This is a genomic window from Micromonospora rhizosphaerae (genome assembly GCF_900091465.1).
In the GTDB taxonomy this organism is placed as follows: Bacteria; Actinomycetota; Actinomycetes; order Mycobacteriales; family Micromonosporaceae; genus Micromonospora; species Micromonospora rhizosphaerae.
In genome coordinates, this window is record NZ_FMHV01000002.1 from 4,263,437 (window position 1) to 4,282,880 (window position 19,444).

Here is a 19,444-nt window from a genome sequence, read left to right on the forward strand (position 1 = left end):
CGTCACTCACCATCGACCTTTTGGGTCACTGCGGGCGTGCCCTGTCGGGGCACCGATGCTGCCTTGATGACCTCGGTCAGGGTCTTCTCCGACACGTCCCGGACGTCGATCTCGGTGCCGTCCGGGAGGCTCATCCGCAGGCGTTTGCCCTTGTTGCGGTCCTGGTAGCGCTTGATCACCTCGGTCAGGTGCCTGATGTCCGCCGCCGCCCGCTTCGCGGTCGGATAGCTGAAGACGGCGAGGGTGAGTGCGCCGAAGATGATGCTGACCGGATCTCGCGTCCCCGGCTCGGCCTCCTTGACGAGCTCCGTCGCCTCGACACCCGGAACCTGGTTGAGGTGGTCCTTCAGATAGCGCGCCTGCTCGGCCAGTTCCTCATCGGTGACCGGTCCGTCGGCCACCACCCGCAAGATCAATCCATCGGCCATGATCTTATCGTTGCCTCTCCCGGTACGCCGTGCAAGGGTCCCGGCGGTGGGATCCCGCGCGGGCGCCGGTCGCTTGGCCGGCGGTACGCCCGTCACCACCCGATCCGCCCCGAACGCAGGGCTCGACGGCCGTGCGCGTGACGTGCATCCGACAGACCCGCGAGGTGGCTACGTGGCCACGCTCGGCGGCTCGCGCGGCAGGTCGACCGTTCGTAGTCAGCTCCAGCGAATCTGGATCTGTGATCGCCACTGATCGACGACGTCGGATCGGCCCTCCGTTGCGATCTCGTCGGCCCGGTTCCACAGGCTCAGGTAGACCTGCACTGCGCTGCCGGAGAACACCACGTCCGCCCGATCGGCCTCGACTGGAGTCGTCACTATCGGGCCTTCGCTGATCCGTACCGTCCAGGCATGACCGGTATCGTCGATCCTCACCAGCACGGTGTACGGTTCGGCCGAGTGGAGCCTGCCCGTCCCACGGGTGATGAAGCCGGTCAGCAGCTCATCGATCCCGTCGGCGGCCAGCACTGGATCGATGTCCACGTCCGACGCTCTCGGCCACCGTCCATGAACGGCCGAGATCGCGTCAACGCTGTGGATGGTCGTCTCGTGGGCCTGGCGCCGGGCCCAGAATCGGCGCGGCGGTGGGGCGTCCTTGAGGAACACCATCGCCTGGGCGTCCTCCGCTGTCGCGTGCAATGTGTCGACCAGGGCGGCGAGGCCGTCCGAGTACCAGCGGAGCAGATCGGCGGCGGCCTTGCCCTCGGCTTGTGATGCTGAGGTGTCGTGGTCGGTGTCGCCGCGCAGGTTCGCCGCCGCCCATCTGTGCACCATGCCCTGATGGGTCACGAGCTCGGTGACATCCCAGCCGGGGCATGTGGGGACCGTTGCGTCGAACCCGGCTGCGGCGGCGGCCTCGCGCAGGGCGGCGCCGCTACGGACAAGAGCCGCAAGGTGATCTTCCAGGCTCAGGTGGGTCGACATGGCGGCATGTTAGAGGGCGACGCGATGGAAAGCTGGGGCGGGTTCCGCTGCATTCAGCGGTTCGGCGTGTTTGTGATCGTCCGTCGCCTACCTGGCCATGCGGCACGCCGTTGGCTGAGGCCCAGCCCGGCGTCAGCGCACCCGATGGCCTCGGAAAACGGCAGTGACGGCGCGCAGCGCGGTGACGTCGGCGAGGGGGTCGCCTTCCACGGCGAGCAGGTCAGCGTCGAAGCCGGGAGCCAGCCGCCCCTTGTGCTCGCCGACCCGGCACGCCTCGGCGGCCGATGAGGTCACCGCGCGCAGCGCCGCGACCGGCGGGAACCCGCATTCGACCAACATGGCTGCGCCGTACGGCAGGACATCATGCGGCTTGGGTGGCGCAACACCGGCGTCGGTGCCGCACACCAGCGTGACGCCGGCATCCCGCATCCGCCGCAGGTTGGCCACGAAACCGTCAAGCCGGGAGGCCAGCCGCGGCGGAGGTGCAAATCCTGGAACAAACCCGAGGGTCGCCGACACGGCAATGCCGGCCCGAGCGATCGCCCCAATCAGGTCCGGGCGCGAGTCCACACCATCGGCCGTCATGAACGAGCAATGCTCGATCGTGTCGACGTCCGCCGCGAGGGCATTTTCAATGCCCCGTACGCCATGGGCGTGCGCCGCCACGGGCAACCCGTGGCGGCGAGCCTCCTCGACGGCCGCGCGCAACTCGTCCGGCCCGTACTGCGCCTCGTGCGAGCGCGTCCCGGGCGTCATCTCGCCGCCGGTCGCCATCACCTTGATCACGTTGACACCCCGTTCCACGCGGGCGCGTACCGCGGCCCGCACACCCTCGACCCCGTCCGCCTCGCCACCGAGGAACCAGCAGTGGCCCCGGCTGGTGGTGACGGGCGGGCCGGCCGCGAGGATCTGCGGACCGGATGCGGGTCGGCGGCGAGCTCGTCGCGTAGCCGCAACGCCAGATAACCCCGGTCGCCCAGATCCCGCACCGTCGTGATCCCCGCAGCCAGGCAGGTACGCGCCGCGGTGCGCATGCGACTGAGCAGCTCCTCGTCCGGCAGTTCCGCCAGAGCACCGACCGGGTCCGCGCTGGCGTCGAAGACCAGGTGCACGTGGGCGTCGACGAGGCCGGGCAGCAGCGTCGCACCACCCAGATCGGCCACCTCGGCGCCCGACGGTGGCGCCCCGTTGGCCTGTACGTCGACGATTCGCCCATCGTCGATGAGCACCAGGGGCCGCTCGACCAGGACGGGACTGACCCCGTCGAACGCAGTGCCGCCACGGATCGCCAACATGTCCGCCACCACCAGACCACCGGCGGCCTCTCGGTCGGACGATCTGCTTACGGGTTTCGGCCGCTCATCGTCAGCTAAACCCGTCCGACCCGTTGCCGCCATCCGTCGGTCGGCCGCCTTCCTCCCGACTTCGGCCCAGCAGGTGGCAGCGCCCCGCCGCCGACAGATCAGGGTCCCGTGGTCGCGGTCGGCCGGGCCTCCGGGACGGTGTGGGACCTCCGTCGAGCCGGCCGACACCTCCCCGGTGCCGGCCGGTCCCGACGTGACCCCCGCCGCCCACTTCAGGCGGCGCGAGGATCAGTTGGCCCGCGGAGGCCCGCCCCACCACCCGGTGGGGAGTCGCTCGCCCACAAGGCGAGGATCCACAACAGGCACCAGAAACCCGGTGAACGTTAGTGGACACCGCACTACGCGATGCGCCCCATGCCACGCGGGAAGCGGTGGAGATGGGCACACCCGTCCGTCGTCACCTGGAAGAGCTCTCCGGTTTGCACCCCTGCCGCGCCATCGGTCGTCGTGACGTTCGGTTGTACGACGACGGTCATGCCTTCGGCGAACCGGAGATCGGGCAGCGGCTCCAGGGTCCGACTCCGTGAGCCGAACACGGGCGGCAGGTAGCCGCCTCCAAGGCCGTGCACGAGGTCGTCGACGGTCGTGAAGCCGGCCTCCTCGATGACGGCAGCCGCCTCGACCACCTCCGGCGGGGTGACGCCGGGCGCGAGCAGAGCCTCGATTCGGTTGAGCGCCTCGTCCGCCACCGCGTGGAGCTCCTTGTACAGGGGGGTTGGCTCCGCTCCGACAGTGAAGGTGCGGAGGAGCTGGCCGGGATAGTCGATGCCGTAGCTGGTGCTCAGCTCGCAGGAGAGGACGTCTCCGGTCGCGAGTCTCCGCTCACCCGGCCACTGAGCAGGCACGCACTGGTCAGGGGAGTTCATGGAGGCGATCGAGAAGTAGTGGATGTAACTGGTGCCGCCGAGAGGTAGGTAGCTTCCCTCCACGAGGGCGACGAGCTCGTGCTCCGAAGAGCCCGGGGCAGCCCGCTCCTGCAGTGCCGCGCAGGAGAGATCCGTCAACTCGGCTGCTCGCTTCAGCCACTCGATCTCCGCCGCGGACTTGCGCAGGCGCAGTCTTGTGTAGGCACCGTTCAGGTCGACCACGCCATCTACCGCCGATTCCAGGACACGGAAGGCCTGGAACGGAAGAGCCCCGATCACCCCGACCCGGGAGCCGCCGGCCCCACGGGCTCGCAGCTCCTCCACGACGCTGCTCGGCGTATGTCCCGCCCACCGCACCGAGGCCTCGGTGGCCACCCGCCTCGCCTGGGGTAGGTGGTTGAAGAAATGCACAAGCAGCGCGTCCTGCTCACCGATCGAGTGCACGACGACGGCCTCCCGGGTGACCGGCCAGCCGGTCAGCCACTGCACCCCGCTGCCGGAGCGGTTGGCGCCGTACACCACCACGTGCTCGACCTCAGCCTCCCGCATCACCTCGTCGAGGGCGGCGGCACGACCCGCCATCTCCTCCTGGCTGAACCTCGGGGGGCCGGCGGACGGGCTGGTCGTGCCTGCGGTCATCTGTCACCTGCGGGACGGGCGTGCGGTGGAGCCGCGCACGACGAGCGACAGGGGGAGGAGAACCGACCGCGCGGGGCGGGCGGACTCCTCGAACAGCTCCAGCAGCATGCGGGCCGCCTCCACCCCGACCTGGTGGTGCGGAACCGCGATCGTGGTCAAGGGCGGACGCAGCTTGTCCAGGAAGGGCATGTCGTTGAAGCCGACCACGCTCATGTCCCGAGGACAGGAGATCCTTCGTTCGGCGAAGACGTCGTAGCATCCGAGGGCGATCAGGTCGTTGCCGGCGACGATCGCGCTCGGGTCCGCTCCGGAGTCCAGGAGGTGCCGCAAGGCCCGCGCACCCGCCTCCTCCGTCCAGTACTCGCAGGCGACGATCAGCGACGGGTCGTCATCGAGACCGTGCTCGTGCAGGGCAGTGCGGAACGCGTTCGCGCGGACGACACCCGTGGAGGTGCTGGTCGGGCCGGCCAGGTGTGCGATCCGGGTGTGCCCGAGCCCCGCGAGGTGCTTGACGGCCATGGCGACCCCCGCCGCGTCGTCGGGGGTGACGCAGGGAACGTCGACGTTCTCGGTGCGGCGGTTGACCAGCACCATCGGGACGCCCTGCTGGTGCAGTTCCCGCAGCAGGGGGTGGTCGAGGCGGGCCGTGGCGATGATGAGACCTTCGACCTGCCGCGACCGGAGTGAGGCCACGAGGGCCTCCTCCCGGGCCGGGTCGTGGTCGGTGTTGACGATCAGGGCGCTGTAGCCGGCAGGGCCGAGGACGTCCTCGATGCCGCGGACGATCGGGGGGAACAGCGGGTTGGTCAGGTCCGGGATGACGAGCCCGATCGTCCGCGACTTTGCGGTCTTCAGGCTGCGTGCGATGGGATTCGGCTGGTATCCGAGCGACTCAGCCGCCTTCAGCACCCGCCGGGCCGTCTCCGCGTTCACCAGTCGCCGCGTCTCGGGGTTCAGGGCGCGGGAAGCGGTGGCTGCGTGAACACCCGCAGCTTCGGCGACGTCGCGGAGGGTGGGGTTGGGCACGGCAGTGATGATAGTGCGCCTTTTGCGTATTGGCCTGCTCATCGTCCACCCCTCACGCCGGTTCCTCCTCCGCCCGGCGCCACGTCGCACGGCCCCACACGGCGAGCAGCGCGAGCGGGATGCTTGTGGCAGCAGCGAGCAGGAAGATCTCTCGGTAGCGGTCGTCCTGGGCGAGGCCGGAGACCACGACGGCGGCGACGGCGCTGCCGACGAAGAGTGACCCGGCGAAGAGCGACACCACCGTCGCCCGGGCTCCCGGCAGCACCTCCGTCGCCCATGTCTGCAAGGAGGAGTGCATGGCGGCCCAGGCAAGGCCGAGCAGGAGCGCGACCAGCATGGCCACCGCCGGCGCCTGGGACACCGCCATGACGATGCAGCCCACGAGGGCTGCGGCGCCGCCCAGACCGATCAGCCGAGCGGGATGCAGGTCCCTGGAGAGACGCCCCACGAGGCGCGCGGACACGAAGACGGCGACGCCGTAGACGGCGGTGACGCCGCCGGCTACCGAGGAGCTCACCCCCGTTGCCTCCACCGCTGGCGGCAGCAGGGTGAGCGCGCCGAGCAGGACGGCACCCTCGATGAACGCCAGCAGGAGGACCAGCACGGTCACCCGCGACCGCATCGCCTGCACCAGCGGTGCGACCACGGTCCGGTGCGTGCGGGTCACCGCCGGCTCGGCGAGGCGCCCCAGGCCGCCGGCCAGCAGCAGCGCGGAGCCCCCGGTGACGAGGAAGGCCAGACGCCAGGTTGCCACGTGTGCCAGGAGGCCAGCCAATGCGGACGCGATCGCTGTACCGAGGGCGACACCGACCATGAGCCGGGTGATCTGGCGCTGTCGCTGCGGTGCGGGGACCGTGTCGCCGACGTAGATCAGTGCGGCGGGAAAGGCCGCTCCGAAGAAGCCGCCGGCCAGGCAGCGGAAGACCGCCAGTGCGAGCATCGAACCGGCGAGTGCCGAGGCTGCAGTGGTGAGCGCCGACAGGAAGAGGGTGATGCGCAACGTCCGGACGAGCCCCAGCCGGTCCGACACGAGCCCCCAGACCGGCTGCATGAGGCCGTACGCCACGAAGTAGGCGCCCGCCGCCTGGACGGCGCGGGACAGGGGCACGTCGAGGTCGACCGCGATGGCGACCAGCATCGGGGGCATGGCAAAACGGTCAAGCGTGCTGACGAGCGCGGTGTACTGCAGCAGCCGGATCGGCGAGGACCAGCGCCGGGAGGCGGTGCCCCTCATCAGGCCTCCGAGGAGACGTACGACGTCAGGCCCGACTCGGGAGCCAAGGCCTCGGCAAGCACGTCCCGACCGTCCCTCCAGGTCGGGAGGTAGCGCCGGCGCAGGTCCACGACGGTCGTGAGTGCCGCCAGGTCGACCGCCGTGTCCAGGACCAGGCCCTCGCTGCTGCTCCGCAGGCGTGCCACGTAGCGCCGGGCCAGATCCCCGGCAAGGCCGAGCACCGACGCGGCCTCCTCCGCGGCCGCCGTCTCGGCTGTTCCGCGACAGATGTCACGAGCCGTTTCCCTCAATGCGTCACCGAAGCGACGCGCCGGCTCGAGGAAGCGCTCGCCTACAACACTGACGACCGTGCCGAGGTAGGGCGAGCACACCTCGCTCACCCGGGCAAGGGTCACCGCTCCCGCTGCTTCAGCCAGCAGCTCGTTGCCCGCGTTGAGCATCGTCGCGTCACACTCACCGGCCAGCAGGGCTTCGAGTCGCCTGGGCGTCGAGCCGAGGGTCAGGAGTTCGTACTCGTCCCTCCCGACGCCGAGCGACTCGGCGAGCGCATACATCGCGAGGGCGAAACCAGAGGTCGGTACGTCGACACCCACCCGAGCCCCGCGAAGCTGCTCGGGAGCAAGACCCGGCCTGCCGTAGAGCCCCAGCCCCAGGCCGCGGTCCACGGCGCTGACGATGCGGGCGTCGGCCGTGACCCCCAACGGGTTCTCCGGGCTGAACCGGTACGCCACCACGTTGTCGGGGCTGGTGAGCGCGACGTCGATCTCGCCCGCGATCAGGGAGCGGAACTGCGCGGGGGAGGATGGCACTGCCACCTCCGTCACCTCGAGACCCTGCTCCGCCAGCCGCCCAGTGCGCCGCGCGACGGCGAGCAGGACCGACGGGGTGAAGGATCCGACAACCAGTTCCACCTGCGTCTCCTCGTTCTCCGGCCGTCCTGACGTCGCTGGGCAGACTAGCGCAACGTGCAGTCGATTGCAGTAGTCCAGCTACGAAGTTTCGGATCCCCGACGTTGCAATCGAGCTGATCGTTGTGCTTGACATGCCACGGAGGGCGCAGAGAGACTGCAGTCGTTTGCAGGAGTCGGATGCCGGGAGGCCGAGGAGTGGCAGACACGGACGCAAGGGTGGCCTCGGCCATCGCCCACTGGGCCCCCCGCTTCACCACCAACGGGGTCACCGTCTGGGACTTTCAGCGGATCACCGCAAGCGTCGCCCGCTGGGAGGACTGGTGCCGGGCATGGTCCGAGGTGGGTGCGGAGCACGAGCGCCTCGGTCGGGACGCCCTCGCGCAGGATCGGCTTCTCTCCGCCGGACAGCACCTGACCCAGGCGGCCGTCTACTACCACTTCGGCAAGTTCGTCTTCGTGGAAGACCTCGAGCAGATGCGCCGGGCCCATGAGCGGGCGGTTCGCTGCTACCGAGACGCGCTGCCTCACCTGCGACGACCGGGCCGGCGGGTGGAGATCCCGTTCGAGGGAGCCAGCCTGGTCGGCGTACTCCGGCTACCCGAGGGTGAAGGCCCCCACCCGGTCGTGCTCATGGTCCCCGGCCTGGACTCGACCAAGGAGGAGTTGCACAGTACGGAGGAGACGTTCCTCGACCGTGGCCTGGCCACCTTCAGCGTTGACGGCCCCGGGCAGGGCGAGGCGGAGTACGACCTGCCGATCAGGGGCGACTGGACCGCGCCCGCCGAGGCGCTTTTCTCGGCTCTCCTCGAGATGCCAGAGGTGGACAGCGACCGGATCGCCGCGTGGGGGGTGAGCCTGGGCGGTTACTACGCACCACGGATCGCTGCCGCGCTCGGGGACCGGCTGAAGGCTTGCGTCGCCCTCGCCGGCCCGTTCAACTTCGGGGAGTGCTGGGAGGGCCTCCCCGAGCTCACGCGCAAGACGTTCGAGGTCCGCTCGCGGGCACGCGACGAGGCGCAGGCGCGGGAGATCGCCCTCACCCTGTCGCTGGAGAAGTCCGCGTCCGAGATCACCGCCCCGCTGCTGATCGTCTTCGGCCGGCAGGACCGGCTGATTCCGTGGCAGCACGCCGAGCGACTGCGGCGTGCGGCGGGGGGAGAGGTTGAGCTGGTCATGCTCGAGAACGGCAACCACGGCTGCGCGAACGTCGCCCCCTGGCACCGGCCCTACACCGCCGACTGGCTCGCGCGGAAGCTCGGGCGAGCCTGATCCGCACACCCCAGACCCTCGGCTTGACTCGGGAACCAGCCGTTACTACGTTGTTATACAAACGATTGCAAAGGCAGGCTCATGACAAACGACAGTGACTCCACCGACCTGAGGGTGGGTTGGATCGGGACCGGCCGGATGGGCTTCGCCATGGCCCGCCGGCTCGCCAAGGGGGGCGTGGATCTCGCCGCCTGGAACCGCACCCGGGCCAAGGCCGAACCCCTGGCCGAGGTCGGCAGCACCGTGGTGGACTCGATCGCCGAGCTGCGGGACCGCGACGTCGTGTTCACGATGGTCTCCACCCCGTCCGACCTGGAGCAGGTGCTCCTCGGCGAGGGTGGCCTGCTTGCGGACCGCGACCACGTCCCCGGCGTCGTCGTGGACTGCTCCACCGTCTCGACCGAGTCGTCGGAGCGGATGCGGGAAGCCTGCACGGACCGCGGTGTGGCCTTCCTCGCCGCGCCGGTGAGCGGCAACGGCAAGGTGGTCAAGGCCGGCGGGCTCAGCCTGGTCGTCTCCGGGCCCGAGGAGACCTACCACCTCGTCGCTCCGCTGCTGGCGCACCTCGGCAAGTCGGTCACGTACGTCGGTCAGGGCGATGTCGCGCGGCTGGTCAAGATCTGCCACAACTTGTTCCTGGGCGTGGTGACCCAGTCGCTGGCCGAGATCACCGTCCTGGCCGAGAAGGGCGGCGTCTCCCGGGCGGCCTTCCTCGACTTCCTGAACAACAGCGTGATGGGCTCGGTGTTCTCCCGGTACAAGACGCCGGCGTTCGTGAACCTCGACTACACCCCCACCTTCACGCCGACGCTGCTGCGGAAGGACTTCGACCTCGGTCTTGCTGCGGCTCGTCAGCTCGACGTCCCCATGCCGGTCGCCGCAGCCACCGCCCAGCTGGTGCAGGCCACGGTGAGCAGCGGCCGCGTCGACGAGGACTTCGCGATCCTCCTCGACCAGCAGGCGGCGGCCTCAGGCCTCGTGCTCAAGCCGGAGGACGTCGTCGTCGACGACGGGCTGAGCGCAGCGGACGAGGTGAGCTAGCCATGGCGCCGTCGGCTCCGGCAGCCGCACCCATGGCCGCCCCCGGCCACATGGGCGTCGACTACGAGCAGCGCGTCGACTTCGACAGGCTGCGGAAGTACCGCCTCTCCCGGGCGAAGGCCTCCCTGGAGGCCAGCGAGTGCGGTGCCTTCCTGCTCTTCGACTTCTACAACATCCGGTACACCACCCAGACCTGGATCGGTGGTGCCCTCGGCGACAAGATGACCCGCTACGCGCTGCTGACCCGGGGCGGCGAGCCGATGCTCTGGGACTTCGGCTCCGCCGCACGACACCACCGCCTCTACTCGCCCTGGCTGGACCCGACCAACTGCCATGCCGGCATGCTCGGGCTCCGCGGCGCCATCGCCCCCACCGCTGGCCTGATGGAGCAGGCGGTGCGGCAGATCAAGGGGCTGCTCGAGGACGCCGGGGTCGCGGACGCCCCGGTCGGCGTCGACATCGTGGAGCCGCCGTTCCTCTTCGAGATGCAGCGGCAGGGGCTGACCGTGGTGGACGCCCAGCAGCTCATGCTCGACGCGCGGCAGATCAAGTCCCAGGACGAGATCATGCTGCTGACCCAGGCCGCCGCGATGGTCGATGGCGTCTACCAGGACATCGTGGAGGTCCTCAAGCCCGGCATCCGGGAGAACGAGATCGTCGCTCTGGCCAACAAGCGGCTCTACGAGATGGGGTCCGACCAGGTGGAGGCGATCAACGCGGTCTCGGGTGAGCGGTGCAACCCTCACCCGCACAACTTCTCGGACCGCCTGATCCGGCCGGGGGACCAGGCCTTCTTCGACATCATCCACTCGTTCAACGGCTACCGCACCTGCTACTACCGCACGTTCAGCGTGGGCAGTGCGACCCCGAGCCAGCGTGACGCCTACACCAAGGCCCGCGAGTGGATGGACGCCTCGATCAACATGATCAAGCCAGGGGTCGGCACCGACGAGGTGGCGGCGGTGTGGCCGAAGGCGGAGGAGTTCGGTTTCGAGAACGAGATGGCGGCTTTCGGCCTTCAGTTCGGTCACGGACTGGGCCTCGGCCTCCACGAGCGTCCGATCATCTCCCGGCTCAACAGCATGAAGGAGCCGATCGAGCTCCAGCCCGGCATGGTGTTCGCGCTGGAGACCTACTGCCCTGCCAGCGACGGCTTCTCGGCGGCGCGGATCGAGGAGGAGGTTGTGGTGACGCCGGAGGGGCCCCGGATCCTCACCCTCTTCCCGGCCCAGGACCTCGTGGTCACCAACCCGTACTGAGCCGACTTCACGTGGCACGTCCTGCTCCTTCTCTCGTGTCCACTTCTCTCGAAAGGCGACACCCCATGCCCGAGACCACCTCTGCCGCCAGCCCTCTCCCGGTTGCCAACCTGCTCACCGACCTGTACATCGGTGGCAAAGGCGTGCCCGCCGCCGACGGCGGTCGCTTCGACGTGGTCGACCCGGCGACCGGCTCGGTCATCACCGCCGTCGCAGACGGCACCGTCCAGGACGCGATCGCTGCCGTCGACGCAGCCGAACAGGCGGCGGCGGGGTGGGCGGCGACCGCGCCGCGTCAGCGCGCCGAAATCCTCCGCCGCGCGTTCGAGTTGATGACCGCGCAGGCCGACGACCTGGCCAGGTTGATCACGCTCGAGAACGGGAAGGCGCTTGCCGACGCCCGCGGGGAGGTGGCCTATGCCGCCGAGTTCTTCCGCTGGTACTCGGAGGAGGCGGTCCGGGCAGCCGGCGAGTTGGTGACGGCCCCCTCCGGGACGAACAAGATCCTGGTGTTGCAGCAGCCGGTCGGCATCTGCGTGCTCGTCACCCCGTGGAACTTCCCGGCGGCCATGGCGACCCGGAAGATCGGTCCCGCACTGGCGGCCGGGTGCACCATGGTGCTGAAGCCCGCCAGCGACACGCCGCTGACCGCGCTCGCCATGGCCCGCATCCTGGCGGACGCCGGCGTGCCATCAGGGGTCGTCAATGTCCTGCCCGCCCGTCGTTCGGGTGCCGTCGTCTCGGCGATGCTGCACGACCCACGGGTTCGCAAGCTGTCGTTCACCGGTAGCACCGAGGTGGGCAGGATCCTGCTGAGAGAGGCCGCGGACCAGGTGGTCAACTGCTCCATGGAGCTGGGCGGCAACGCCCCGTTCCTCGTGTTCGCCGACGCCGATCTGGATGCCGCCGTCGACGGTGCCATGGTCGCGAAGATGCGCAACGCCGGTGAGGCGTGCACGGCCGCAAACCGGTTCTACGTCGAGGCCTCCATCGCCGACGAGTTCAGCAACCGGCTTGCCGAGCGGATGAAGGCGCTCCGCCTCGGGCCGGGGCTGGACGAGACCAACCAGGTAGGCCCGCTCGTCAACGGCGACACCGCCTCGAAGGTCGAGGAGCTGGTCCGGGGCGCGGTCGACGCGGGCGCGAAGGCCGTGGTCGGTGGCCGCCGTCCAGAGCGCGAGGGCTTCTACTACGAGCCCACCGTGCTGCTCGACGTGACCCCGGACGCACCGATCCTGCAGGAGGAGATCTTCGGGCCGGTGGCGCCGATCGTGACGTTCGAGGACGAGGACGAGGCGATCCGGCTGGCCAACGCCACCGAGTATGGACTGGTGTCGTACGTGTTCACCGGCGACCTGGCGCGCGGCCTTCGGGTCAGCGAGGCGCTCGACTCCGGCATGGTCGGCCTCAACCGTGGCCTGGTCAGCGACCCGGCCGCACCGTTCGGCGGCACCAAGCAGAGCGGCGTGGGCCGGGAGGGCGGCCACCACGGGATGCTGGATTACCTGGAGGCGAAGTACATCGCCGTGCAGTGGTGACACCGGCCGCGAAACAGCGGCAACAGGAACCGCGGACACGAACAGCAGCAGACACAACAACAGCGGCGGCCATCCTCGCGGATGGCCGCCGCTGTGCGTTCCGGTGGCTCCTACTGCTTCCCCCAGTAGTCGTCGCGCGCCTTGCTCGCCGCCAGCTCCTCCGCGGTGCGGAAGCCCGGCGCCATCGATGCGTCAGTGCCGGCCATGTACTGGTGGTGGTCGATGCCCAGCAGCCGGATCCAGCTCTGCTGGCCGAACGTCAAGGCGATGCAGCAGCCGAGCTCCACGAGCTCCGGCTCCGTGAAGTGCTCATGGAGACGCTGCCACAGCTTGTCGAGGTCCTGCTCTCCCCAGGCGATCGCCTGGGCGTAGGCCAGGGCGGCCTTCTGCCGCTCGTCGTACTTGTCGGAGGACTCGAAGTTGAGGAGGTCGTCGTACTTCGCCTCCTCCAGGCCTGCGGCGGCAGCCTTGGCAGAGCGCTGGTTTCCGCAGAACTCGCACTTCACGGTCCGTGAGATGTAGACCCGGCACAGGTCCTTGATCGCGTGGTCACACACGCCGCTGTGGAACAGCGCCTTCCACGAGTCGGCGAAGGCCCAGAACGCGTTCGGTGCGTGGGCGCGTACCGCGGAGCTCTCCGGACGCGGGGTGCCCTCGCGGGCGCAGCGGTGCATCTCCTCCTGCATCCGCTCGTCCATCTTCTCCAGCGGCACGTAGCTGAGGTACGGGTCGGCCATGGTGGTACTCCCTCTCTGGGTGGGCGGAGTTTCAGTCGGTCTGTGACTCGATGGCTGCGATCACGGCCTCGGTCGTGATGGGTAGGTCACGGACGCGAACGCCGAGGGCGCTCGCGACCGCGTTGCCGATGGCTGCTGCGGTAGGGCCCTGGGTCGCCTCGCCGGCGCCCACGGACGGCAGATCGGGCCGGTCGAGCAGGTGTACGTCGACCTCCGGCGCCTCGCTGAACCGCAGGATCGGATAGGTCTCCCAGTCCACGCTGGTCACCCGTCGCCGGTCGAAGCGCACCCGCTCCTTGAGCGTCCAGCTCGTGGCCTGGGTGGCGCCGCCCTGGATCTGGTTGCGGACGCCGTCCGGGTTGATCACCCGGCCGACGTCGACCGCGACGGTCAGCCTGCGGACGACGACCCGCTCCTCGGCCTCGACGTCCGCGACCACCGCGCAGTAGGCGCCCCGGTCCTTGTACCGGGCGAGGCCGATGCCGCGCCCACGTCCCTCGGGAACCGGCGTGCCCCATCGGGCGACCGTCGCAGCGGTCTCCAGGACCGCCCGCGCCCGGTCGTCCTGGAGATGGCGGAGCCGGAAGCTGAGCGGGTCCTCCTCGCACGCCGCGGCGAGCTCGTCCATGAAGGACTCGATGCTGAACACGTTCATGAAGGCCCCGAGCGCACGCAGCGCGGAGGAGCGGATCGGGGTCTCGATGAGACGGTGCCCGGTGATCCGGCGTGCGCCTACTGCGTAGATCGGAACGGCGTTGCGGGTGGTGCCACCACCGGCGGCCAGGGGCGGGTCGTCGGCGACCGGGCTGGGCAGCGGTCGCTCCAGGTAGGCGCCGGCCAGCAGGCCGGGAGTTCCCCGGTAGCCGGGCCGGGCCGTGTGCCCCTGGCCGTACACGTCGTAGGTCCACCCGGCGACCTGCCCCGTCTCGGCGAGCTCCGCCGCCACCTCGGCCACCATTGCGGATCCGAAGGGCGACCAGCCGAGCTCGTCCTGGCGGGTCCACTGGACCAGGACGGGCACGCCCGGCACCGCGCGCGCGAGCAGGACGGCGTCGAAGGCCGCGTCGTCGGCGCCGTTGTGGCCGTAGCAGCCGGCGTTCTCGGCGTGCTCCACGGTGACCTTCTCGGCGTCGAGCCCGAGTGCCTGAGCGATGGCGTCGCGGAGCTTGTGGATGCCCTGGCTGTGGCTCCACACGAAGAGCCTTCCGCCGCGGTCCCACCGGGCGACGCCGCAGCTCGTGCCGATGGACGCGTGCGCCAGGAAGGGCCGGCTGTACCGTGCCGCCACCCGACGGGTGGGTGCGGTGACGCCGATGTCCTCCGCCAGCACCGGGATGTCCTCATGCGGGCCGCGCAGCAGGAAGGCGCTCACGTCGGGCTCGTCCGGCAGCGTGTCCTGCTCGTCCCACTCGGTCGCGTCGCGGAGTTGCACTGCGGCGCGCGCGACCTGGAACTCGTCCGGGCCCACCACACCGAGGAAGGACCCGTCCCGGACCACCTGCAGCTCAGCGCGCCCGGAAAGCACGTCACCCACGGCGGTGAGCCGCGCCCCCGGGGACGGTGGCCGCACCACGCGGCCGAACAGCATGCCGGGCAGCCTGAGGTCGCTGATGTAGCGGGGCCGGCCGGCCACCTTGTCGGGCAGGTCCATCCGCGCCGCGCTGGTGCCGACCAGCCGCATGTCGAGCGTCCTCATCAGCGCGACACCGGCATCCACGTCGCGGTCGAGGTCCACCGAGCCAACCAGCTCCGCGTACGACGTTCGCCGCTCGTCCGTCAGGCAGCTGAACGTTCCGTCCTCGACGACCACATCCGCCGGGTCGACCCCCCAGCGCCGGGCCGCCTCGGCGACGAAGATCGCCCGCACGTGCGCCGCAACGAGCCGGACCGCCGGAGCGGCGTCGAAGATCGAGGTGCTTCCCGCCGTGAGTCCCTCGTCCGGGCCGAGGCCGGTGTGCGCGGGAAGCGGGTCGATGCAGCTGAGCGGTACGGCGAGTTCCTCGGCGGCCACCTGCGCGAGGGCGGTCAGGATCCCCTGGCCGAGCTCGACCTTTCCGACCCTCAGCCCGATGCGGCCGTCCGCGGTGACGCCGATCCACCGCGACAGTCGCGGGTTGGCGGCGAGGTCCCGGGGCAGCCCGGTCGTGGTCTGGTCGGTCAGCGTCATGACCCGGCTTCACCCGCCTTCACCACTGCGTCGACGATCCGGCGCTGGACCCCGCAGCGGCAGAGGTTCCGGTCCAGGGCCTGCGCCACCTCCTCAGCCGACGGGTGCGGGTTGTCCGCCAGCAGCGCTGCCGCGCTCACCGCGATGCCCGAGATGCAGAAGCCGCACTGTGCGGCCTGCTCGTCGAGCAGCGCCTGCTGCACGGGGTGCAGCTGCCCGTCCGACCCGAGCCCCTCGACGGTGACGACCGATCGGCCGTCCATGGACCACAGGGGCGTGTCGCAGGACGGTACGACGTTGCCGTCGACGCGGACGAAGCAGGCGCCGCACAGTCCCAAGCCGCAGCCGAACCGGCTGCCCTTGAGGTCCAGGTGGTTGCGCAGCAGCGACAGCAGCGTCGTGTCCGGGTCGGCCTCGACCGTGACCGGCTCGCCGTTGACGGTGAAGCGGAACGTGCTGGTCATCGCCGCTCTCCGTCGAACACCTCGGGATGCCGCTGCAGCTCGATCCGGGTACGTCGGATGTGCCCACCCAGGTAGCGCTCCGCGTCCACGGTGTCGCGGCGCTCGATCGCGTCCAGCAGGAGCCGGTGCTCGGCGTTGACCACCCACATCCGGCCCGGTCCGCCGAGCGCCATGAACGCCCGGCGGTAGTGCTGGGTGGAGTTCCACAGCCTGGTCACCATGCCGGTCAGCTGCTCGATGCCGCAACCGGTGTAGCTGAGCAGGTGGAACTCGCGGTCCAGCGCGAGGAACGACCGCACGTCGGTGTCGGCCTCGATCCGGCTCTGGATCTCCTCGAGCCGCTCCAGCTCCGCGGCTCCCAGGTGGGGGATGCTCTCGCTCAGCGCCAGCGGCTCCAGCCGCTCGCGCATCTGGTAGATCACGTCCACCTCGTGCATGGAGAGCTTGGGCACGCGCGCGCCCTTGTGCGGCTCGTGCTCGGTGAGCCCCTCGGCCTCCAGGATCCGGAGGGCCTCGCGGACCGGTAGCCGGCTCGCACCGAGGCGCTCGGCCACCTCCTCCTGACGAATCCGTTCTCCTGGGGCGATGTCTCCGTTCAAGATCGCCGTGCGGAGGAAGTCGGCGACCCGGGCGCTCGCTGCCCCGGTGGCGGGCTCAGCGGGAGAGGCCGGCAGGATGATGCCCTCGGTCATGCCGTCGCCTCCTGCTCGGCACGTTCCCGGTCGAACGCCTTGCCGTTCGGGTAGCAGACCAGCTCGAACTGCATCCCCCACGGCGACAGGAAGTAGACCCAGCGATTGCCCTCCGCCGGACCCTTGCTCGCCGTCGGTCCGCCCAGCACCCTGACCCCGTGCCGCTCCAGGTGCGCGATGGCTTCGTCGAGGTCGTCGACGTACAAGGCGACGTGGTGGCCGCCGATGTCGCTGTTGCGGGGGATCGCGTGCCGCTGGTCCGGCGAGGTGTAGGAGAAGACCTCGAACACCGCCTGCTCTCCGCAGCGGAAGAACCGGTTCTCCACCACCTCGGCCCGCGGGTGCACGTTCAGGTGCTCGGTCATCCAGTCGTCGTCAGCGCTCCGGAAGGGGCCGAGCGAGTAGAGGTACTCACAGCCGAGTACGTCGACGAGGAAGCGCGTCGCCTCCTCGAGGTCCGGCACGGTGAAGCCGACGTGGTCCAGTCGACGCAGCCCGGGCAACCCCACTTTGGATCCCTTCCTTCCACACCTGCGGTGTCTCCGATACTGAATCACGTGCAAGCCATATGTCTAGCGTCCAGCAGGATCTGGATTTGGATCCAAAGCTGTGCCAGTCTGTCGCCAGACACCGGAGGAGGCGTAGATGACCGACCACAGGAGGCTGGAGCCCGCGGCGCCGTGGGTCGAGCTCGTGGTGACCACGGAGGACTGGGACGCCGCCGAGCCCGCGTTGCTCACCACGATGCTCAGCCAGCTGGTGCTGATCCGGACGTTCGAGGAGACGGTGCTCGAGCTTGCGGGAGCAGGTCTGATCCATGGGCCGGCGCACTCGAGCATCGGTCAGGAGGCCGGAGCGGTCGGCTCCGCGCTGCCCCTCACCAGCCAGGACGCGGTGAACGGCTCCCATCGTGGTCACCACCAGTTCCTCGCGAAGGCGCTGCACCACGTCGCGCCCAAGGGGCTCGACCCCGCCAAGGAGCTGACCGACGAGATCCGTGCGGTGCTGCTACGCACGCTGGCCGAGATCTGCGGGCTGGACCGCGGCTTCAGCCACGGCCGCGGCGGCTCCATGCACCTGCAGTGGAAGGAAGCCGGCGCGATGGGCACGAACGCCATCGTGGGCGGCGGCGTGCCGCAGGCGGCCGGGTTCGCCTGGGCTCACCGGCAGGCCGGCACGGACGCGGTCTCGGTCACCTACTTCGGTGACGGAGCCGTCAACATCGGCTCGACGCTGGAGACCTTCAACCTGGCGGCCGCCTGGAAGCTGCCGGTCTGCTTCTTCATCGAGAACAACCAGTACGCCGTCTCCACCAGCGTATTGGAGGCCACCGGTGAGCCCCGGCTCTCCGCTCGTGGGCCGGGGTTCAACATCGCCAGCTGGAAGGTCGACGGGATGGACCCGCTGGCCGTCTACCTGGCGATGCAGGAGGCGGTCGCGCACATGCGGGCCGGTAAGGGGCCCACGATCATCGAGGCCGACACCTACCGGTACTTCCACCAGAACGGCGGCTTTCCGGGCAGCGCCTTCGGCTACCGCAGCAAGGCGGAGGAAAAGCGCTGGCGCGACCGCGACCCGATCAAGCAGCTGTCCGCTCAGCTCCTCCGGCGCGGCATCATGACGCAAGCCGAGATCGACGACGTCGTGGCCCGTGCCAGGAAGGCCATGGCCGACACCACCGATGTCCTGCTCGAGCCCGTGCCCGGGGGAAAGCCGGGCCAGCGCCGGATCAAGGACAGCGAGTGGCCCGACCCCGCGTTCGTCGACGTCGGCGTGCGGGGCGACCTGAGCGAGTTCGACAATGCCCCGCTGGCCGACGTGGATTCGTTCACCGGGGCGCTCGGCGAACAGAAGTTCATCGACGCCGTTGCCGGCGTCATGGCCCGCCGGATGGAGACCGACGCGTCCGTCGTGGTGATGGGCGAGGACGTGCACCGGCTCAACGGCGGTACCAACGGAGCCACGCGGGGGCTCAAGGAGCGGTTCCCCGACCGGGTGCTCGGTACCCCGATCAGCGAGAACGCGTTCGCGGGACTTGGCGGCGGCATCGCCCTGGACGGCCGCTACAAGCCGGTGGTGGAGTTCATGTACGCCGACTTCATGTGGGTGGCGGCCGACCAGCTGTTCAACCAGATCGGCAAGGCCCGGCACATGTTCGGCGGCGCCGGCGACGTGCCGTTCGTGCTCCGCAGCAAGGTCGCCATGGGCACCGGCTACGGCTCCCAGCACTCGATGGACCCGGCCGGCATCTTCGTCACCGCGCCCGGCTGGCGGATCGTGGCGCCCACGACGCCGTTCGACTACGTGGGCCTGATGAACAGTGCCCTGCGGTGCAAGGACCCGGTCGTCGTCCTCGAGCACGTCGACCTCTACGGCTCCACCGGCCTCGGCCCGGTCGACGACCTGGACTACTGCCTGCCGGTCGGCAAGGCAGCCGTGCGGCGCAGTGGCTCCGACGTCACGGTCATCTCCTACCTCGCGATGGTGCGCTACGTGCTCGAAGCGGTCGAGCAGGTCGACATCGACACCGAGGTGGTGGACCTTCGCTGGCTCGACCGGGCGAGCCTCGACTGGGACACCCTGGGCGAGAGCATCAAGAAGACCAACAACGTGCTGATCGCCGAACAGGGAGCGGTCGGTACGTCGTACGGCGGCTGGCTCGCCGACGAGATCCACCGGCGGTTCTTCGACTGGCTCGACCAGCCGGTGCAACGGGTCACGGGCGGGGAGGCCTCACCGAGCATCAGCAAGGTGCTGGAACGGGCCGCGATCGCCCGGACCGAGGAGGTCGTGGCGAAGCTGACCGAGATGGCGAGGTACTGAAC

17 protein-coding genes and 1 pseudogene are annotated in these 19,444 nt (G+C 69.9%); 5 read left to right on the top strand and 13 right to left on the bottom strand.

Going from position 1 to position 19,444, the window contains the following annotated elements:
• Window positions 1-2: 2 nt before the first annotated feature.
• The 8 genes and pseudogenes from GA0070624_RS19925 to GA0070624_RS19955 all read right to left on the bottom strand — a co-directional run bounded on the left by GA0070624_RS19925 (window position 3) and on the right by GA0070624_RS19955 (window position 7,452).
• Complete coding sequence (locus GA0070624_RS19925; protein WP_091343284.1) at window positions 3-428, bottom strand: hypothetical protein; 426 nt, start codon at window positions 426-428, stop codon at window positions 3-5.
• Between the two features lie 216 nt (window positions 429-644).
• Complete coding sequence (locus tag GA0070624_RS19930; protein ID WP_091343286.1) at window positions 645-1,412, bottom strand: maleylpyruvate isomerase family mycothiol-dependent enzyme; 768 nt, start codon at window positions 1,410-1,412, stop codon at window positions 645-647.
• A 132-nt stretch (window positions 1,413-1,544) separates the two neighbouring features.
• Window positions 1,545-2,426, bottom strand: coding sequence for an amidohydrolase family protein (locus GA0070624_RS19935; RefSeq protein ID WP_342672768.1), 882 nt, complete (start codon window positions 2,424-2,426; stop codon window positions 1,545-1,547).
• A pseudogene (locus GA0070624_RS36635) lies at window positions 2,414-2,809 on the bottom strand (hypothetical protein); the annotation flags it as partial. The gene GA0070624_RS19935 and the pseudogene GA0070624_RS36635, both read right to left, overlap by 13 nt.
• 305 nt (window positions 2,810-3,114) lie before the next feature.
• Window positions 3,115-4,281, bottom strand: a complete 1,167-nt coding sequence (locus GA0070624_RS19940; RefSeq protein ID WP_091343288.1) for a M24 family metallopeptidase — start codon at window positions 4,279-4,281, stop codon at window positions 3,115-3,117.
• Between the two features lie 3 nt (window positions 4,282-4,284).
• Window positions 4,285-5,307 carry a LacI family DNA-binding transcriptional regulator gene (locus GA0070624_RS19945; RefSeq protein WP_218105217.1) on the bottom strand — a complete coding sequence of 341 codons (1,023 nt, stop codon included), beginning with the start codon at window positions 5,305-5,307 and terminating at the stop codon, window positions 4,285-4,287.
• Between the two features lie 52 nt (window positions 5,308-5,359).
• Window positions 5,360-6,541: an MFS transporter gene (locus GA0070624_RS19950; RefSeq protein ID WP_091343292.1), complete on the bottom strand. Its 1,182-nt coding sequence runs from the start codon at window positions 6,539-6,541 to the stop codon at window positions 5,360-5,362.
• Window positions 6,541-7,452 (bottom strand): ABC transporter substrate-binding protein, encoded by a 912-nt coding sequence (locus GA0070624_RS19955; protein ID WP_091343294.1) that lies wholly within the window; start codon window positions 7,450-7,452, stop codon window positions 6,541-6,543. The genes GA0070624_RS19950 and GA0070624_RS19955 overlap by 1 nt, the downstream gene beginning before the upstream one ends.
• 195 nt (window positions 7,453-7,647) lie before the next feature.
• Here GA0070624_RS19955 and GA0070624_RS19960 point away from each other — a divergent pair, with 195 nt between their 5' ends.
• The 4 genes from GA0070624_RS19960 (at window position 7,648) to GA0070624_RS19975 (ending at window position 12,559) form a co-directional block, all read left to right on the top strand.
• Entirely contained in the window at window positions 7,648-8,721 is a 1,074-nt protein-coding gene (locus GA0070624_RS19960; protein WP_218105218.1) for an alpha/beta hydrolase family protein, read from the top strand.
• Window positions 8,722-8,802: 81 nt separating this feature from the next.
• Entirely contained in the window at window positions 8,803-9,762 is a 960-nt protein-coding gene (locus tag GA0070624_RS19965) for an NAD(P)-dependent oxidoreductase (protein ID WP_091343299.1), read from the top strand.
• 2 nt (window positions 9,763-9,764) lie between these two features.
• Window positions 9,765-11,021 carry a M24 family metallopeptidase gene (locus GA0070624_RS19970; RefSeq protein WP_091343302.1) on the top strand — a complete coding sequence of 419 codons (1,257 nt, stop codon included), beginning with the start codon at window positions 9,765-9,767 and terminating at the stop codon, window positions 11,019-11,021.
• Window positions 11,022-11,086: 65 nt separating this feature from the next.
• Entirely contained in the window at window positions 11,087-12,559 is a 1,473-nt protein-coding gene (locus tag GA0070624_RS19975; protein WP_091343305.1) for an NAD-dependent succinate-semialdehyde dehydrogenase, read from the top strand.
• A gap of 110 nt (window positions 12,560-12,669) precedes the next feature.
• On the opposite strand, the gene GA0070624_RS19980 is transcribed toward GA0070624_RS19975, so the two are convergent.
• Genes GA0070624_RS19980 through GA0070624_RS20000 form a run of 5 tightly spaced genes read right to left on the bottom strand, consistent with a single transcriptional unit; the run spans window position 12,670 to window position 17,128 of the window.
• Window positions 12,670-13,296 carry a carboxymuconolactone decarboxylase family protein gene (locus tag GA0070624_RS19980; protein ID WP_091343308.1) on the bottom strand — a complete coding sequence of 209 codons (627 nt, stop codon included), beginning with the start codon at window positions 13,294-13,296 and terminating at the stop codon, window positions 12,670-12,672.
• A 31-nt stretch (window positions 13,297-13,327) separates the two neighbouring features.
• On the bottom strand, window positions 13,328-15,463 hold the full coding sequence (locus tag GA0070624_RS19985) for a xanthine dehydrogenase family protein molybdopterin-binding subunit (RefSeq protein ID WP_091343311.1): 2,136 nt from the start codon (window positions 15,461-15,463) through the stop codon (window positions 13,328-13,330).
• Entirely contained in the window at window positions 15,460-15,927 is a 468-nt protein-coding gene (locus tag GA0070624_RS19990; protein WP_091343313.1) for a (2Fe-2S)-binding protein, read from the bottom strand. Before GA0070624_RS19990 ends, GA0070624_RS19985 begins: the two co-directional genes overlap by 4 nt.
• Window positions 15,924-16,619 (bottom strand): GntR family transcriptional regulator, encoded by a 696-nt coding sequence (locus tag GA0070624_RS19995; protein WP_091343316.1) that lies wholly within the window; start codon window positions 16,617-16,619, stop codon window positions 15,924-15,926. The genes GA0070624_RS19990 and GA0070624_RS19995 overlap by 4 nt, the downstream gene beginning before the upstream one ends.
• Window positions 16,616-17,128 (bottom strand): VOC family protein, encoded by a 513-nt coding sequence (locus tag GA0070624_RS20000; protein ID WP_091343320.1) that lies wholly within the window; start codon window positions 17,126-17,128, stop codon window positions 16,616-16,618. Before GA0070624_RS20000 ends, GA0070624_RS19995 begins: the two co-directional genes overlap by 4 nt.
• A gap of 136 nt (window positions 17,129-17,264) precedes the next feature.
• Here GA0070624_RS20000 and GA0070624_RS20005 point away from each other — a divergent pair, with 136 nt between their 5' ends.
• Window positions 17,265-19,442 carry an alpha-ketoacid dehydrogenase subunit alpha/beta gene (locus tag GA0070624_RS20005; protein ID WP_091343322.1) on the top strand — a complete coding sequence of 726 codons (2,178 nt, stop codon included), beginning with the start codon at window positions 17,265-17,267 and terminating at the stop codon, window positions 19,440-19,442.
• Window positions 19,443-19,444 lie beyond the last annotated feature (2 nt).

What these genes read in the sequence shown, in the direction of transcription:
- GA0070624_RS19980 (WP_091343308.1), bottom strand. Translation starts at nt 13,296, where the DNA reads ATGGCCGACCCGTACCTCAGCTACGTGCCGCTGGAGAAGATGGACGAG.
- GA0070624_RS19970 (WP_091343302.1), top strand. Translation starts at nt 9,765, where the DNA reads ATGGCGCCGTCGGCTCCGGCAGCCGCACCCATGGCCGCCCCCGGCCAC.
- GA0070624_RS19995 (WP_091343316.1), bottom strand. Translation starts at nt 16,619, where the DNA reads ATGACCGAGGGCATCATCCTGCCGGCCTCTCCCGCTGAGCCCGCCACC.
- GA0070624_RS19940 (WP_091343288.1), bottom strand. Translation starts at nt 4,281, where the DNA reads ATGACCGCAGGCACGACCAGCCCGTCCGCCGGCCCCCCGAGGTTCAGC.
- GA0070624_RS19990 (WP_091343313.1), bottom strand. Translation starts at nt 15,927, where the DNA reads ATGACCAGCACGTTCCGCTTCACCGTCAACGGCGAGCCGGTCACGGTC.
- GA0070624_RS19985 (WP_091343311.1), bottom strand. Translation starts at nt 15,463, where the DNA reads ATGACGCTGACCGACCAGACCACGACCGGGCTGCCCCGGGACCTCGCC.
- GA0070624_RS19965 (WP_091343299.1), top strand. Translation starts at nt 8,803, where the DNA reads ATGACAAACGACAGTGACTCCACCGACCTGAGGGTGGGTTGGATCGGG.
- GA0070624_RS20005 (WP_091343322.1), top strand. Translation starts at nt 17,265, where the DNA reads ATGACCGACCACAGGAGGCTGGAGCCCGCGGCGCCGTGGGTCGAGCTC.
- GA0070624_RS19925 (WP_091343284.1), bottom strand. Translation starts at nt 428, where the DNA reads ATGGCCGATGGATTGATCTTGCGGGTGGTGGCCGACGGACCGGTCACC.
- GA0070624_RS19975 (WP_091343305.1), top strand. Translation starts at nt 11,087, where the DNA reads ATGCCCGAGACCACCTCTGCCGCCAGCCCTCTCCCGGTTGCCAACCTG.
- GA0070624_RS19950 (WP_091343292.1), bottom strand. Translation starts at nt 6,541, where the DNA reads ATGAGGGGCACCGCCTCCCGGCGCTGGTCCTCGCCGATCCGGCTGCTG.
- GA0070624_RS19930 (WP_091343286.1), bottom strand. Translation starts at nt 1,412, where the DNA reads ATGTCGACCCACCTGAGCCTGGAAGATCACCTTGCGGCTCTTGTCCGT.